The 15,493-nt window shown below is 60.7% G+C and carries 14 protein-coding genes; 5 read left to right on the top strand and 9 right to left on the bottom strand.

Going from position 1 to position 15,493, the window contains the following annotated elements:
• Positions 1-34: 34 nt before the first annotated feature.
• The 3 genes from ycgZ to Q9R34_RS05530 form a co-directional block, all read right to left on the bottom strand.
• Positions 35-274 carry a regulatory protein YcgZ gene (ycgZ, locus tag Q9R34_RS05540; RefSeq protein WP_434125347.1) on the bottom strand — a complete coding sequence of 80 codons (240 nt, stop codon included), beginning with the start codon at positions 272-274 and terminating at the stop codon, positions 35-37.
• Between the two features lie 193 nt (positions 275-467).
• Positions 468-716, bottom strand: a complete 249-nt coding sequence (locus Q9R34_RS05535) for a hypothetical protein (protein ID WP_485892708.1) — start codon at positions 714-716, stop codon at positions 468-470.
• 111 nt (positions 717-827) lie between these two features.
• Positions 828-1,445, bottom strand: a complete 618-nt coding sequence (locus Q9R34_RS05530) for a TetR/AcrR family transcriptional regulator (RefSeq protein WP_434125349.1) — start codon at positions 1,443-1,445, stop codon at positions 828-830.
• Positions 1,446-1,722: 277 nt separating this feature from the next.
• On the opposite strand from Q9R34_RS05530, the gene uraH reads away from it, so the two are divergent.
• Both uraH and Q9R34_RS05520 read left to right on the top strand, forming a co-directional pair.
• Entirely contained in the window at positions 1,723-2,145 is a 423-nt protein-coding gene (uraH, locus tag Q9R34_RS05525) for a hydroxyisourate hydrolase (protein WP_485892707.1), read from the top strand.
• Positions 2,146-2,387: 242 nt separating this feature from the next.
• Entirely contained in the window at positions 2,388-3,713 is a 1,326-nt protein-coding gene (locus Q9R34_RS05520) for a hypothetical protein (RefSeq protein WP_485892706.1), read from the top strand.
• 119 nt (positions 3,714-3,832) lie between these two features.
• Here Q9R34_RS05520 and Q9R34_RS05515 read toward each other — a convergent pair whose 3' ends face one another.
• From Q9R34_RS05515 to treZ, 4 genes are all read right to left on the bottom strand, one after another.
• Positions 3,833-4,018, bottom strand: a complete 186-nt coding sequence (locus Q9R34_RS05515) for a con-10 family general stress protein (RefSeq protein ID WP_033747833.1) — start codon at positions 4,016-4,018, stop codon at positions 3,833-3,835.
• Between the two features lie 340 nt (positions 4,019-4,358).
• Positions 4,359-6,434, bottom strand: coding sequence for a glycogen debranching protein GlgX (glgX, locus tag Q9R34_RS05510; RefSeq protein WP_485892704.1), 2,076 nt, complete (start codon positions 6,432-6,434; stop codon positions 4,359-4,361).
• A 65-nt stretch (positions 6,435-6,499) separates the two neighbouring features.
• On the bottom strand, positions 6,500-8,998 hold the full coding sequence (treY, locus tag Q9R34_RS05505) for a malto-oligosyltrehalose synthase (protein WP_485892702.1): 2,499 nt from the start codon (positions 8,996-8,998) through the stop codon (positions 6,500-6,502).
• Positions 8,995-10,782, bottom strand: coding sequence for a malto-oligosyltrehalose trehalohydrolase (gene treZ / locus Q9R34_RS05500; protein ID WP_485892700.1), 1,788 nt, complete (start codon positions 10,780-10,782; stop codon positions 8,995-8,997). Before treZ ends, treY begins: the two co-directional genes overlap by 4 nt.
• A gap of 367 nt (positions 10,783-11,149) precedes the next feature.
• Here treZ and Q9R34_RS05495 point away from each other — a divergent pair, with 367 nt between their 5' ends.
• Together Q9R34_RS05495 and Q9R34_RS05490 are read left to right on the top strand one after the other, a co-directional pair.
• Complete coding sequence (locus tag Q9R34_RS05495) at positions 11,150-12,604, top strand: sugar porter family MFS transporter (protein WP_485892698.1); 1,455 nt, start codon at positions 11,150-11,152, stop codon at positions 12,602-12,604.
• A gap of 97 nt (positions 12,605-12,701) precedes the next feature.
• Positions 12,702-12,959 (top strand): hypothetical protein, encoded by a 258-nt coding sequence (locus tag Q9R34_RS05490; RefSeq protein ID WP_485892697.1) that lies wholly within the window; start codon positions 12,702-12,704, stop codon positions 12,957-12,959.
• A gap of 26 nt (positions 12,960-12,985) precedes the next feature.
• Here Q9R34_RS05490 and Q9R34_RS05485 read toward each other — a convergent pair whose 3' ends face one another.
• Both Q9R34_RS05485 and budC read right to left on the bottom strand, forming a co-directional pair.
• Positions 12,986-13,273: a hypothetical protein gene (locus Q9R34_RS05485; RefSeq protein ID WP_434125360.1), complete on the bottom strand. Its 288-nt coding sequence runs from the start codon at positions 13,271-13,273 to the stop codon at positions 12,986-12,988.
• A 51-nt stretch (positions 13,274-13,324) separates the two neighbouring features.
• A complete protein-coding gene (budC, locus tag Q9R34_RS05480; protein WP_033747821.1) occupies positions 13,325-14,089 on the bottom strand; it encodes a meso-2,3-butanediol dehydrogenase in 765 nt (254 codons plus the stop codon).
• A gap of 151 nt (positions 14,090-14,240) precedes the next feature.
• Here budC and Q9R34_RS05475 point away from each other — a divergent pair, with 151 nt between their 5' ends.
• A complete protein-coding gene (locus tag Q9R34_RS05475; protein ID WP_485892694.1) occupies positions 14,241-15,443 on the top strand; it encodes an FAD-dependent oxidoreductase in 1,203 nt (400 codons plus the stop codon).
• Positions 15,444-15,493 lie beyond the last annotated feature (50 nt).

The raw sequence follows: 15,493 nt of genomic DNA, 5'->3' as shown, positions 1-15,493 counted from the left end.
GGGATGAACGCAATGGTCAGCCTGCAAATTATAATTAACGCTTAAACAATAAACCTATAAGCTTCTGATAATGTTGCTCTTCTTCCGGGCTGCATGCAACCTCAAGACGGGCCAGCAGTTTGGTGCAGAGCGTCTTCCTGTTGAGCTGTTTGCCCGCGCGCAGGATCTCGACCACAATCCGCCCCAGGGTTTCCTGCTCGCATGGCAGCGTCGCCTTCTTGAAGTAGTGGGCGATATCACTGCCTGTGGTTGGCCTGTCTCCAGTCTGACGCATAAACAACCCTTAAAGTCCGTATGATTAAAAGATAATCAGTTAAGTCAGGCCTAAAGTTATACAATTTTTACGGGGTTGTACAGGATTACCTGTGCAGGCCGGCGTTTGTTTTTTGAACTTCAGTATGCTGCCAGTATTAACAACGGGTTAGGAAAAATTTTGGTCAGACTGGTAAGCAGATAACAGCCTGGTGTCAGTTTAATTTACTGGCCAGCAGCCGAATTGCGCGCTCGCAGGCGGCCTTGATTTCTGGATCTTCTGCGCGTGCGCCAGCGCGATAGAGCGCGCCAATAATTTCCTGGATGGGAAGGGCTTCGCCAGGCTGCAGGAGCTGCGCCACCACCCGGCCAAGCAGAGCGTAAACGTCCTGATTATCAGCAGTTTCATTGTGGTTCACTCTGTCTCCTGAAAAGCGATGACGAATGGGTAATTTTGAACGCATTATCTCTTTAACTATTTAACCGGAATAAAGCACAAACAGAACGATCGTCTGAGAAAAACGCGCTGCTACCCTGCATTTAGGAAATAAATATTTCCTAATAGGGCAAGCAGGTTAATCCAGAATGCCAAGCAGCATATTAATCGTTTCTGCTCCATTAGTCACATCCTGAACTTTCCCCACTACGCGCATGCCGAACGCCACGCACAATAACAGGCCTGCTGCCGTCTCCGCATCCAGCGCGGCAGAAACCGAGCCGTCCTCCTGGCCTTCACGAATCAGTGCGATAAGAAAATTACGGTTGCGCAGCACCGCCTGGCGCACCAGCTCGGAAAGCTCTTCGTCCAGGCTCTGCAGCTCGACGGTGCTGCCGACTACCAGGCAGCCGCGCCGACCCTCGATTTCACGGGCGGAGTCGAGATAAAACTGCAGCATTTCGGCGATGCGCGCCCTGCCGGTAGGATAGTGCTGCAGGCGCGCGCGCAGGTCGGCGCCGCGCACGCTGATATAGCGTTCGAACACGCGCAGGAACAGGCTGCGTTTGTCTTTGAAAGCCTTGTAGATACTGCCCGCCGTCAGATTCATGGCTTCGCTGAGATCGGCGATCGACGAGGCGTGGAAGCCTTTCTGCCGGAAGACGATCATGGCGTTATCCAGGGCGATATCGATATCGAAAGTTCTTGGTCTGCCACGCTCTCTGGCGGGCGCGGCGGGGATACGGGATAAGGTCATCGCTTAACTTAGGAGAATATTTGCTACCAAATTATCATAACCGCGCGCGGCAGGAAAAAATAAAAACGTCGCACCGCTGCGGGCGTCCAGAATCAAACAGGTCAGAAAAAGATGGGGCAGGGAAATAAGCAGGCTAAATAATCATTTTTATTAACCACACCAGAAGGGAAATATCCCGCGCTGCAGGTCTCGGAAATTTCAGATATGCAACGAAAAAGGAGAGGTCGCGCTGCATGCTGGCTTAACCTGTGGTCCTCAACATAAAAAAGGACGACTTATGAAATCTCTCTCAATGTTCGGTGCCGCCGCGCTGGCGGCTTTCGCTTTCTCCGCCACGGCGGCGGAACCTGCCGCGATGAAAAACCCGATCAGCGTTCACGTGCTGAATTTACAAACTGGCATTCCTACCGCTGGCGTCACGGTCGAGCTGGATCAAAACCGCAACGGCGACTGGGTCAAGCTTGCTACCGGCGTCACCGACGCCAATGGCCGCATCAGCGCGCTCTATCCGGCGGGCAAACAGGCGGAGCAGGGCACCTATAAAGTGGTATTTAAAACCGGTGACTACTATGCCAGCGTGAAGCAAAAAACCTTCTTCCCGGAGATCCCGGTGATTTTCACGATCGAGAACGCCAGCCAGCACTACCACATCCCGCTGCTGCTTAGCCCTTACGGCTACTCCACCTATCGCGGCAACTAAGCGACAAAACGTCAACACCCAGGCCTGACGCGCAATGCCGCCTCAGGCCTTTTTTCTGTCATACAAAAACGAGTTGCGACACGGCGCGACAAAATTAAGCGAAAACTAATCTTTAGTCCGTAGGCTGCACGCACTGCTAACGCCAGGTCAGGATCCTGCCCAGGGGAGAAGGAATGCCCGGTGCCGTCGCGCATGTTGTCCGGCAAACCAGACGTTGATTGTTTCGACGGGAGCGACTCTCTTTGCTGCGATTGCTTTTTTTATTAATGGGCGGGCCGATGCTGCGCGCCAACTGGTCAGGTCTGCTGCTGGCCGGCACGCTCTGCCTTGCCGCCAGCGCGGGTCTCGTGCTGGAGAGCCTGTACCACGGCACGCTGGCTGTGCCGCTCTGTTTGCTGAGCATTTTCCTCCTCTCCGAAGGTGTGATACAGGCCTGGCGCGCGCGAACCGGGTTCGACAGCGGCTGGGCGGCGCAGAGCAAAGCGCTGACGCTGATACTGCTCGGCGCGGCGCTGCTGGCCGCGCCGCACGAGAAGGGCAGCTGCGTCGCCTGGCTGTTTGCGCTCGCCTTTTTACTGGATGGCGGCTTTCGCATCATCGCCTGCACGCTGATGCGCTGTCGCCGCTGGCACAGCAAGCTGGCGATCGGCGGCGGCGAATGGCTGCTCAGCCTGATGATCGTCACCGACTGGCCGCTGCCCCATCGCGTGCTGATCCCGATGGGATTCGCTCTGGTGCTGCTGGGCTGGGCGCTCTCGCTGCTGCAGATGGCCTGGCAAATTCGTGCGCTGCCGCCGGAAACCAGCGTAGCGGCGCTGCCGCTCTTTACCCGAAAAGGCGTGCGTAAACCGCACGGGCTCGATTATCGTCACGTTCCCTGCGACGCCGCGCCCGCCAGCGAACCGCTCACCATCTATATCTGGACGCCGCTGGGCTCGGGCAGCGTTGCCGGACGGCGCCCCTGGTTTGACCGCTGGGTTGCGGCTATCGATCATCGCGGACAGGTTTCCACCGGCCATACCTCGCTGGCGATGGGCGACGCTCTCTACGTCAGCCTCTATCCGGTCGAGGATATGACCGGCACCCTGAGCGGCGTGCTACAAATGCTGCACGCGCGTGAAGAGAATGATGTCGCCGGCTTTCACCAGCGCTCCCTTGAACGGGAGATCAAAGAGTGGTGTCTGCCCGACAAGCGCCTTTCGCTGCCGCATTACAACCAGCAGGCGCTGCTCAACTACTGGGCGCGTCACGGTCAGGATTGCCGCTATAACCTGACGTCGCGCAACTGCTCCACCAGCGTGATGCAGGCGCTGGACGTCGCCACAGAGGGACTGCTGGGGCTGCGCGGCATGAAGGGCTACGCGGCGCTGCTCGATCCCGACTTCTGGCTGCTGAGTTTGATCCGCAGCCGGGCGGAGGGCATGACCTGGACGCCGGGCCTGGTCATGGATTATGTGCAGGTACTGCGCCGGGTACTGGCGTCTCAGCCGAGCGGCTACGGCAGCCGATACCTATTGCCGAAACGCGTGCAGCAAAATAACGGCGGCTGTCGCACTGAACGCGGTTAATTATCTGCATAGTGAGTCTGGTGTTATTTAAAGGGATGGGGTGTGCAGAATAAAAGGATGCGGTGAAAAGGATAAAGTAAATAAAAGCCGGGAAGCCTCTTCCCGGCGAAATTTTATTTTTAACTGGCGCTTTTATCCGCGGCGGAGCGGCGGCTGAGCTTGCCGCCAACGCGTCCTGCCTCGACCGCGCGCTCGCGGTTATATTTAAAGTTACCGCTGCTCATCTGCCCACCTTTTTTACCCGCTTCCCGCGCTCTGTCGGGGTTTTCAGCAAAATTACCTGCTCCACCACGTCGCTGAGTCATATCAATTCCTCTCTGTATAAAATAATAATAATTAAAAGAGTCTCAATGCACTTTAACTATGTAAGCAGAATGGCGATTTGGCAATGTGACATTTGAGATGACTATTTGCTTTTCTCGCTACCGGAAATAACCGCGCAGAAAAAAGCGACGGCTAATTCTATATCAGCTAAAGAAAATTTAACTAAATATGTACAAGTTTAAATATAGTTGTACAGTTTGACCGTTAGTGCTGATTTGTGATCGATATCACGAAAAGGAGGTCTGCTTCTGATGCCGCACATAATAAAAAAGCGCAGCGGCCCAAAACGGGGCGCTGCGCCTCTTTAGCTAGCGTTGCGGTTTAGGGTCGACGGAACAGCGCCAGACTGCGCCCCTCCAGCTCAAAATCCTTCTCTTTGGTGATCACCAGTCCCTTATTGTCGTTGTCGGAGGTGGTCAGTTCCAGTACCCAGCCGCCTTCGCCAAACTGCGGAATGCGGAACGGCACCGTGCCCTCAAACGGGTTGATCAGCATCAGCACGTCGTGCCAGATGCCCTCCTCGGTTTGCAGATCAGGACGGCCGATATAGACGCCCAGCGTCGAGCCTTCTTCCCACTGTTCCGCCTGCTGGAAGCCGCCACCGGCGTTGAACCACTGGATCTCCATGCCGTCGCGCCAGTTTTCGCGGCGCAGCAGCGGCTGCTCGGCGCGCAGGCGGATAACGTGGCGCGTAAACTCGCGCAGCGCCTCCGCGCTGGCGGGGAGATTCTCCCAGTGCACCCAGGAGATCTCGCTGTCCTGGCAGTAGCCGTTGTTGTTGCCCAGCTGGCTGCGACCAAACTCGTCGCCCGCCAGCAGCATTGGCGTCCCGTGGGAGAAGAAGAGGGTGGCGAGGAAGTTGCGTTTCTGACGTTCGCGCACCGCGTTAATGCCTTCATCTTCGGTCGCGCCTTCCGCCCCGTAGTTACAGGAGCGGTTGTCGTTGTGGCCGTCGTTGTTATCCTCGCCGTTCTCGTCGTTGTGCTTCTCGTTGTAGGAAACCAGGTCGTTCAGCGTGAAGCCGTCGTGGGCGGTGATAAAGTTGACGCTCGCCCAGGGGCGGCGGCCGCGCTGATCGTAGAGATCGCCAGAGCCGAGCAGGCGGGCGGCGAAGTCGGTCGAGACGTTATCGCCTTTCCAGTATTCGCGCACCGTGTCGCGATATTTATCGTTCCACTCCGCCCAGCCCGGCGGGAAGCCGCCAACCTGATAGCCGCCGGGGCCGATATCCCAGGGTTCGCCGATCAGCTTCAGCTTCGACAGCACCGGATCCTGCATAATGGCGTCGAAGAAGCCGCCGCGCTGATCGAAGCCCTCCGGCTCGCGTCCGAGAATAGTGCCGAGGTCGAAACGAAAACCGTCGATATGCATCGACTCCGCCCAGTAGCGCAGCGAATCCATCACCATCTGCAGCACGCGCGGATGCGAAGTATTCACCGTATTGCCCGTGCCGGTATCGTTGATGTAGTAGCGATGCTGGCCAGGCAGGGTGCGGTAGTAGGAGAAGTTGTCGATGCCCTTAAAGGAGAGCGTCGGCCCAAGCTCGTTGCCCTCCGCCGTGTGGTTATAGACCACATCGAGGATCACCTCGACGCCCGCGTCGTGGAAGGCGCGCACCATGTCGCGGAAGCCCTGAATGCCGCGCGGGCCGTAGTAGCGCGGCGCGGGAGCGAAAAAGCCGATGGAGTTGTAGCCCCAGAAGTTTTTCAGCCCGCGGTCCAGCAGATGCTGATCGTCCGGGAACCAGTGCACCGGCAGCAGCTCGACCGAGGTGATGCCCAGGCTTTTGATATAGTCGACCGTGGCCTGATGCCCCATGCCCTCATAGGTGCCGCGCAGCACCTCCGGCAGCGCCGGATTCAGCTGGGTGAACCCCTTCACGTGCGTCTCATAGATCACCGTGTTCGGCCAGGCGATGCTCGGACGGTTATCGTCCTGCCAGTCGAACTCGTTGGGGTCGATAACCCGGCACTTAGGCATAAAAGGGGCGCTGTCGCGCGTGTCGAACGTCAGATCCTTATCTTCATGCAGCAGCTCATAGGCGAAGTGCGCCTCGTTCCACTCGATGTCGCCCGCCAGTTCGCGCGCGTAGGGGTCGATCAGCAGTTTATTGGGGTTAAAGCGATGTCCGTTCTCTGGATCGTAGGGGCCGTAAACGCGATAGCCGTAAAGCGCGCCGGGCTTGAGGCCCGGCACATAGCCGTGCCACACCTCATGGGTGAACTCCGGCAGCTCCAGGCGGGCGATCTCATTCTTGCCGCTCTCATCAAACAGACAAAGCTCGATACGCTCGGCGTGAGCGGAAAAAATGGCGAAATTCACCCCTTCGCCGTCGTAGTTGGCGCCTAGCTGCTGGCCCGAGCCCGACGTAATAGTAAACTCTGTAGCTTCAGACATTTATCCCTCTCCGTTCAGTAAAATGCTATCCACAACAACCGCATTGAATGATCTTTTTCCTTTCTTCATATGCCGATCAGCACCAGCGGCGCACCGCTGTTGAGCGCCTCCAGGCTTAGCCGATCGGTGAGCTCACACATTTCTCCAGTGAAGACATTGCGGTAACGGCGCAGCGCCAGGGGGTCTTTCAGGGTAATCGAGGTGGCCTCGCTGTAGCGCTGACGGGCGAAAGCCAGGCGCGGCACCACAACGATCAGCGCGTGCTGCGCATCGGTACGGGCGAAGGCGATCGCATGTGAGGCTTCGGTGCCGTTAACCACCAGAGGCAGATAGTCGCCGTGGCGGAACAGATCGTAATACTGCTGACGCAGCGGCAGCAGCGTGGCGATGGTCTGCTGTTTGAGCTGGCCGGTTTGCCAGCCTTCGGGCGAAGAGAAATCGCCGCGTTCGCCCAGCATGCGCTGCAGCGCGTCGAAGTCGGGCTCCAGACGATTATCGGGATCGACCAGGCTGAAGTTGAGCGCTTCGCTGCCCTGGTAGATATCGGGCACGCCGGGCGCGGTCAGCTTAATCACCGTCTGGCTGAGAGAGTTAATCAGGCCAGCCGCAATAAAGGGCAGCAGTGCCTGACTAAAGTCGGCGAGGAATTCGTTGTTATCCGGCGAGAGCAGGCGGCGCGCATACTCAAGCACCGCCGTTTCGTAGGCCTCGTCGCCATCCGCCCAGTTGGTACGCAGTTTGGCCTCGCGCAGCGCTTTTTCAACAAAGGCGGTAAAGCGCGGTTCGATAGCCGCCAGCTGGTCAGCGTTCGCCGCGCCGGAGGCGGGCCAGACGCCTGCCAGCGCCTGGTAAAGCATCCACTCTACCGCCGGTTCCGGCGCCGGGCCGCCCTCAAGCGCCACCACTGCGCTGCGGTTCATCTGGCGCCAGCGCGCCACATGCTGCGCCCAGCGCTGCGGCGACTCCGTCAGGGTATAGAGGCGCGCACGCGCATCTTCGCCGCGCTTGGTATCGTGCGTCGAGGTGCCGGTCAGGCCGTCCGGCTCGCGCTCGCGGCGGATCTGCATCTCATCGTGAAAGCGCGCCAGCGAGAAGGCGCGCGGCAGCGGCTCGGCGCCGACTTCGTTAAGCGCCAGCGCCATATGCTGGCGGAAAAAGAGCGTATCCTCCACCGACTTCGCCATCAGCGGGCCGGTCAGCTGCTGAAAGCGGGTGCGGAAGGTGGCGGCATCCGGCGCGACGGCGGCGTCGACGTCGTTGTTCATGATGCGCAGCAGCAGGTCGAGCGCCGCAGGCGAGAGGCCGGATGCGTCGCGGCGCACCGTTTCCGCCACGCGCTGCAGCAGGGCCGCGCCCTCCGGCGGCATGCCTTCCGGCGTGCCGTAGCTGCGATAGACCGGAAACGCCACCAGCAGCTCGCGCAGCGCGGCGCGCAGATCGCTCTCCGGCAGCGTGACGCCGGAGGCGCTGGCGATAGCGCCCGCCAGCTTCAGCAGGGTGGTGAATTCGCCTTGGAAGTTTTTATCCGCCATCAGCAGCTTGGCGGCGCGCAGCTGGGCGCGCATATCTACCGGCTCGCCCACCGTCTGATCGTAAGCCTGGCGCAGTGCGGCGATCTGGCGGCCATCCACCAGCGCATCGGAGAGCGAGGCGATAAATTCATAGCCGGTGGTGCCGGAAACCGGCCAGTCTGCTGGAAGCTGTTCGCCTTCGCCGAGGATTTTCTCCACCGTGATGTAGCAGTCCGCGCCCGCATGCTGGCGCAGCTGCTCGAGATAGCCTTTGGGATCGGCCAGCCCGTCGACGTGATCGACGCGCAGCCCGCTGACCGCGCCCGAATGCACCAGCTCCAGAATCAGCCGGTGGCTGTCGTCAAACACCTGCGGATCTTCCACCCGAACGCCCGCCAGCCCGGTGATTTCGAAAAAGCGGCGGTAGGAGAGGTCGCGCGGCGCGTCGCGCCACGACATCAGCCGGTAGGGCTGGCGGTCATGCAGCGCCGCGATCTGCGCCTTATCGCTCAGCGCCAGCACCTCGGCTTCGCGTCCCTGATAGCTCGCCGGCGAGAGGGGATAAAAGCTGTCGTAATAGGCGAACGCCGGTTTGCCGCTGTCAGGATCGGCTTTGATCGCGATTTCGCCGTTTTCCAGCGCCGCGTCAAAGCTGTCGCCCAGGAAGGGCAGCGTCAGGCGGCGCGACCAGTCGATATCGAAGTAGCGCGCGTAGCGGCTCTGCTCGCCATGCTCAATCACATCGCGCCACCAGGCGTTCTCCAGCGAGGCGGCCATATGGTTCGGCACAATGTCGATAATCAGCTCGAGGCCCGCCTGCTTCAGCGTCTCCACCAGCCGATCGAAACCGGCGCGGCCGCCGATGGCGGGATCGATGGCGTTGGCGTCGGTCACGTCGTAGCCGTGGGTCGAACCACTGGTGGCGGTAAAGATCGGCGAGGCGTAGAGATGGGTGATGCCGAGCCGTTTAATATAGGGCACCAGCGCCGCCGCGCGGTCGAAGGTCATGCCGTTGCGAAACTGAATACGGTAGGTTGAAGCGGGAATAGTCATTGGGCATCTCCTTTGGCCAGGCGCACGACGATGGCGTTTTGCGGCAGGTCAGGGCGATTCTCCGGCCAGGCGAAAATCGTTTCGCCGGGCTGATCGGGCAGCGGCTGCCTCTTCTCGCCGATATTCAGCGCCAGCGACAGCGTGCCGGCGGGGAAGCGCCAGCTCACCTGGATAAAGCCTTCCTCGCTCTGCTCCACGCGTCCGGCGTGGCCGCCCGCGGTGGCGAGCAGCGGCACGATATGCTGCTGGCGCAGCGCCAGCAGGCGGCGCGACAGCGCCAGCCAGGCCTTGCCCTCGTCGCTCTGCGGCTTGCGCCAGTCGAGCTTCGAGCGGGTAAAGGTCTCTTCGGCATTGGGATCCGGCACGCTTTCGCCTTCATGCCCGGCGTGACCGGCGAACTCCTTCGCGCGGCCTTCGCGCACCGCTTTGGCCAGATCGCCGTGGAAATCGGTAAAGAAGAGGAAGGGATTGGTTTCGCCATACTCTTCGCCCATAAACAGCAGCGGAATATGCGGCGAGAGCAGCAGGGTCGCGAGCAGCACCTTGTTGCGATCGGCGCCGATAAGGCTAATCAGCCTTTCGCCCAGCGCGCGGTTGCCCACCTGGTCATGGTTCTGGATAAAATCGACGAACGCCGCAGGCGGCTGGCCGCGGCTGTCGACGCCGCGCGCCTCGCCGCTGTGGGGTGACACTTCGCCCTGATAGGCGAAGCCCTCCGCCAGCACGCGGGCGACATATTTTTCCGGGTGCGGCGTAAAATCCTGGTAATAGGCGTGGGTTTCACCGGTGGCGAAGACGTGAATCGCGTTGTGGAAGTCGTCGTTCCATTCGCCGCTGAACAGTGGCGCGTTGCCCTGTTCATCGCGCGGATGCAGGAACACCACGTTGCGGCTGTCTTCGGTGGTGAGATGGATCGGGCGGTCGGAAATCTCCGCGCGGATGCGCTCGGCGATCTCGATCAGCGCATGCTTCTCCGACGTATCTTCAATCTGGTCGATGGCGTCGAAGCGCAGGCCGTCAAGGCGGTACTCCTGCAGCCAGTAGAGCGGCGCCTCGACGATATAGCGGCGCGCCGCGTCGACGTCGTAGGCGATGCCTGCGCCCCAGGGCGTCACGCGCTCTTTATGGAAAAAGTCCGGCGCCAGCAGCGGCAGATAGTTGCCTTCCGGGCCGAAGTGGTTCAGCACAATATCCAGCACCACCGACAGGCCGTGGCCGTGTGCGGCGTCGATAAAGGCTTTGAAGTCGTCAGGCGTGCCGTAGGCGGCGTGCGGCGCATAGAGCAGCACGCCGTCGTAGCCCCAGCCGCGGTTGCCGCCGAACTGCGATACCGGCAGCACCTCAATCATGGTAATGCCGAGCTCCGCCAGCCAGGGCAGCTTCTCGATCGCCGCCTGGAAGGTGCCTTCCGGCGTAAAGGTGCCGATATGCAGCTCATAGACCACGCTCTCTTCCCAGGGGCGGCCTTGCCACGCCTGATGCTGCCAGGCGTAGCGGGTGGGATCCACCACCAGCGAGGGGCCGTTCACCTCATCTTTTTGCGCACGCGAGGCGGGATCGGGCACCACCGTACCGTCGGGCAGCACAAAATGATATTCGCTGCCGGGCGCGACGCCGGTCGAGAGCAGTTCAAACCAGCCATCCTCGGTCGGGCTCATTTGCGTCTCTTTGCCGTTAAGGCGCAAGCTCACGCTGTGCTGGCCGGGGGCCCAGAGACGAAAGCGGACCGCATCGTTGGCGACATATTCAGCGCCCCAGCTTTTGGTAAATGATGCTGACTCCATTCAATAACCTCGTCTGAATCAAATGTGATCGATAAACCACACCGCGCGGCCCAGGTCCGGCGATGCAGGCAACAAAAGGTAAGACGGAAACGTATTTGACGCGTCGCTGGCGGAGAGAGCGTGCCCGCCGCGGCGGGATGCGGCGGTGGCGTAACCGGCTCTTTACGACGCCATACGAAAATCAATCATAGTTCACGCTGGAAGAGTTGCCGGAGCGGCGTGCGGCGTGAAAGCGGCTATCGCCGCGCGCAAAGGGAAAATCAGGTGACGCGCGTCACAAATTCAAAAGGGCAACTATACTTGTTACTCTTGCCTGGGTTGGTGAAATTATAAGCAAATTCAGGGTATTAAAACTCATGGAGTGAATGTGGAGCAGAATAAACCTGAATCAAACGACAGCAGCGCGCCGTCGGCCGATACCGTTCGGCAGCGGCTCTTTTTTGTGGTGCTGGTGGCAACCATGGGCGCACTCGCTTTTGGCTACGACACCGGCATTATTTCCGGCGCGCTGCCCTATATGACGCTGCCGGCCGCACAGGGCGGTCTTGACCTCACCCCCTTCACCGAAGGGCTGGTGACCTCCTCCCTGATCTTCGGCGCCGCGATCGGCGCGTTTCTCAGCGGCTATGTCTCCGACCGCTTCGGCCGCCGCATCACCCTGCGCAGCCTGGCGCTGCTCTTTGTCGCCGGCGCTATCGGCACCGCCGTTGCGCCTGACGTCGAGATAATGGTCGCAATGCGACTGCTGCTCGGCATCGCGGTCGGCGGCGGCTCCTCAACGGTGCCGGTGTTTATCGCCGAGATTGCCGGGCCGCGCCACCGTGCGCCGCTGGTGAGCCGCAACGAGCTGATGATCGTCTCCGGCCAGCTGCTCGCCTATGTGGTCAGCGCGCTGATGAGCTACCTGCTGCACGATCCGAAAATGTGGCGCTATATGCTGGCGCTGGCGATGATCCCCGGCGCGCTGCTGTTTATCGGCACCTTCTTTGTTCCCGCCTCGCCGCACTGGCTGGTGGCGGAGGGGCGTATCAAAGAGGCGATGCGCGTGATGAAGAAGCTGCGCGAAACGCCGCGCGAGGTGCGCAAAGAGATGGCGGAGATGCGCAAACAGGCGCGCGCAGCGGAGCGTGGCCCGTCGGCCGGTGAGCTGCTGCGCGAGAAATGGGTGGTGCGTCTGCTGCTGCTCGGCGCGGGCATGGGCATCGTCATTCAGTTTACCGGCGTTAACGCCTTTATGTACTACACGCCGATTATTCTGAAAACGACCGGCATGGGCACCAGCGCCTCCATTGCCGCCACCATCGGCAACGGCGTGGTGTCGGTGCTGGCGGTGATGGCGGGGATCCGCGCGGTAGGGCGCTTCGGTCGCCGTCCGATGCTGATCACCGGGCTGTGCGTGGTGATCGCGGCGCAGCTGGCGCTGGGCGCGGTGCTGGTCTTTATGCCGCAGAACCTGACGCAGAGCCTGCTGGCGCTCGCCTGCATCATGCTGTTCCTGTTCTTTATGCAGATGTGCATCTCGCCGGTCTACTGGCTGCTGATGTCGGAGCTCTTCCCGATGAAGGTGCGCGGCGTGCTGACCGGCACCGCCGTCTCTTTCCAGTGGATCTGCAACGCGGCGGTCGCCTTCGTCTTTCCGCCGCTGCTGGCGCTGGCGGGCAACAGCACCTTCTTTATTTTTGCGGCGATTAACGTGGCGTCGCTGGCGTTTGTGGCCCTGATGCTGCCGGAGACGCGCGGCAAATCACTGGAGCAGATCGAAACCCTGATGCGCGAGCGTTTCGGCGAAACGGATAATGCTGCCGCCAGCGACGCGGCCTAGGCGCAGGCTGCGGATTATCCCGCTGATAATCCGCAGCTATCACACCAAATACTATTACCGTCTGGCGGCCGGCGCGCCAGCCGGGAATAATCTCAGCATGGCTACTTATCGAATCAAAGTGGGATTCCATAATCCCTCCGCGCTGACCTTCCGGGAGCTAGATGCGATTCTGGCTGAAGCGTCATTCCGCGCCGCGCAGTCACAGCGCGCCGGCGTCCGTTATTTCACGGAGTATGAATATGAGTCGGAGGGCGATCTCTGTTCGGTGTGCGCGCTGGCCTATAGCCACGCCTGCAAAGTAAGGAAATGTCCGCTGGTGCTGGTGGAGATGCAGAAGGCTGAGGCGGGCGTCTGATCGAGGCTGACGCCGCGCCCCGTGGGTTACAGCAGTTCGTCGGTCTGAATCGGCTGCGCATGGGCGCGCTCAACCGCCTGCCTGACCTCATCTTCACTGGGATTCTCTTCTGTCGCCACGTTGTAGCGTTTGCCGTCTACCGCAATCACCGTCACCGGCAGCACGTAGCGCTGTAGCGCCTCGCGGTTCGGCGAGGTGCTGCTCTCCGTCTCTTCAGGCGCTTTGATCTCAACCTCAACTTCTACCTGGCCCGCTGCAAAGCTTTTGACCTCGCCGTGATAGCCGGCGCCGAAAATCAGATAATCCTGGTTCATAGTCTCTCCTGAGAGTGAGCGGCATCGCACAGCGCGATGCCGTCGGTGGCGCTATGCCTGTTTCGGCTGCCCGTTCGAGGCGGTAATGCCGCCGTCGACCGGCAGATTGACGCCGGTAATGTAGCGCGCGTCGTCGCTGGCGATAAACAGCACCGCGCTGGCGATATCGTCCGGCTCGCCAGCGCGACGCAGCGCGATGCGGTCATAGAAGCGCTCCATCAGCGCCTCGTCGTTTTTCATCTCTTCGGTTAGATCGGTGAAGGTCAGGCCGGGGCAGATGGCGTTGACGCGTACGCCGTCGGCGCCATAGTCCATCGCCAGCGAGCGGGTAAAGTTGGTCACCGCGCCTTTCGCCGCATTGTAGACGCTCATGCCCCAGTCGCCGCCCAGGCCGGACACTGAAGAGATATTGACCACGTTGCCCTGGGTTTTCAGCAGGTCGGGCATAAAGTGGTGAATACAGTAGTAAACGCCGTCAAGATCGACCTTCATCAGCTTGTGCCAGTCATCCGGCTGCACCTCGTGAATGCGGCCCTGTACTACGCTGCCCGCGTTGTTGACGAGGACATCGACGCGTCCATATTTCTCCGCCACGCGATCGCGCAGCGCCTTAACCTGATCGACCTCGGCGACATCGCACGGCGCCACCAGGTGATCGCCTGACGCCAGCATCGCGAGCGTCTTCTGTAGCTTCTCTTCGGTTCTGCCAACCAGCACCACGGCGGCGCCTTCACGGGAAAACTGTTGTGCCGTAGCCTGACCTATACCCGAACCCGCTCCGGTGACAACGACCACTTTTCCTGTAAATCTCGACATGTTCTCTCCTTATGGTGGGATGTTTGACATTACCTTTAAGCCTGGCAGCCAGATGAGATCGTTCAAGCCAGACGGCAAAATCCCTGCAATAAGTCTGTACTTTATGCCTGACAGCTGGCCTACACTGTCAGGCACTAACCGAGGAGTGACTATGCCATCACAGACGCTTTCCGCTGACTGCTGCATCGTCGGCGGCGGTCCGGCGGGCCTGATGACCGGCTACCTGCTGGCGCGCGCCGGCCTGCAGGTGGTCGTTATTGAAAAACACGCCGATTTTCTGCGCGACTTTCGCGGCGACACCCTTCACCCCTCCACGCTGGAGGTGATGCATCACCTGGGCCTGCTGGATAAGCTGCTGGCGCTGCCGCATCAGCGCGCCGTACAGCTGCAGGCGGAAATGGGCGGAGAAGCGGTGACGATGGCCGATTTTTCGCGCCTGCCGGTGCGCTGCCGCTTTATCGCCTTTATGCCGCAGTGGGACTTTCTTAACTTTCTTGCCGACCAGTGCGCCGCCTTTCCCGGCTTCAGGCTCATGACCTCGACCACCCTCAGCGAGCTGATCGTCGAGCAGGGGCGGGTGTGCGGCGTCACCGCGCTGCGCGACGGCCAGCCGCTGACCCTCCGCGCGCAGCTGGTCATTGGCGCCGACGGGCGGCATTCGGCGGTCAGGGCGCAGGCGGGGCTGACCAGCCGCGCCTTCGGCACGCCGCGCGACATGATCTGGTTTCGACTCGACAAGCAGCCTGACGATCCCGCGATGGGCACCGGCCACAGCGGCCCGCGCAACAACCTTATCGTTATCGATCGCGGCGACTACTGGCAGTGCGGCTTCACTATCGAGAAGGGGGAGTTTGAGGCGCTGCAGCGTGACGGGCTGGGGGCGCTTAAGCAGCGCATCGCCGCGGTGTTGCCGTTCGACGCCGGACGGCTGGAGGCGATCGACGACTGGTCGCAGATCCGGCTGCTGTCGATTCGTATCGACCGGCTGGATAAGTGGATGCGGCCCGGACTGCTCTGTATCGGCGATGCGGCGCACGCCATGTCGCCTGTTGGCGGGGTCGGCGTCAACCTGGCGATCCAGGATGCGGTGGCCGCCGCCAATCTGCTGACCCGGCCGCTACAGCGTGGCCGCGTCACGCTGCGCGATCTGGCCCGGGTGCAGAAACGACGTCAGTTTCCCACCGTGGCTACCCAGTTTTTGCAGATCAAAATGAGCCGTAAACGGCCGGGCGGAGGCGGGAAAAACCCGATGCCGGGCATGCTGCGCAAATGGCCGTTCCTGCGCTTTGTCTTTGGGCGGCTGCTCGGCCTGGGGTTTCGCATGGAAAAACCGCGCCGCTTTGCGGCGCGCTGAGGCCGAACGCGCGTTGCAATCCTATACTTGACGCATTAAAGGATCCGTTA

This window comes from Enterobacter sp. BRE11 (assembly GCF_031844285.1).
Taxonomy (GTDB): domain Bacteria; phylum Pseudomonadota; class Gammaproteobacteria; order Enterobacterales; family Enterobacteriaceae; genus Pantoea.
Note: the sequence above shows the minus strand (reverse complement) of the source record. Positions and strands in the feature narration are given on the sequence as shown.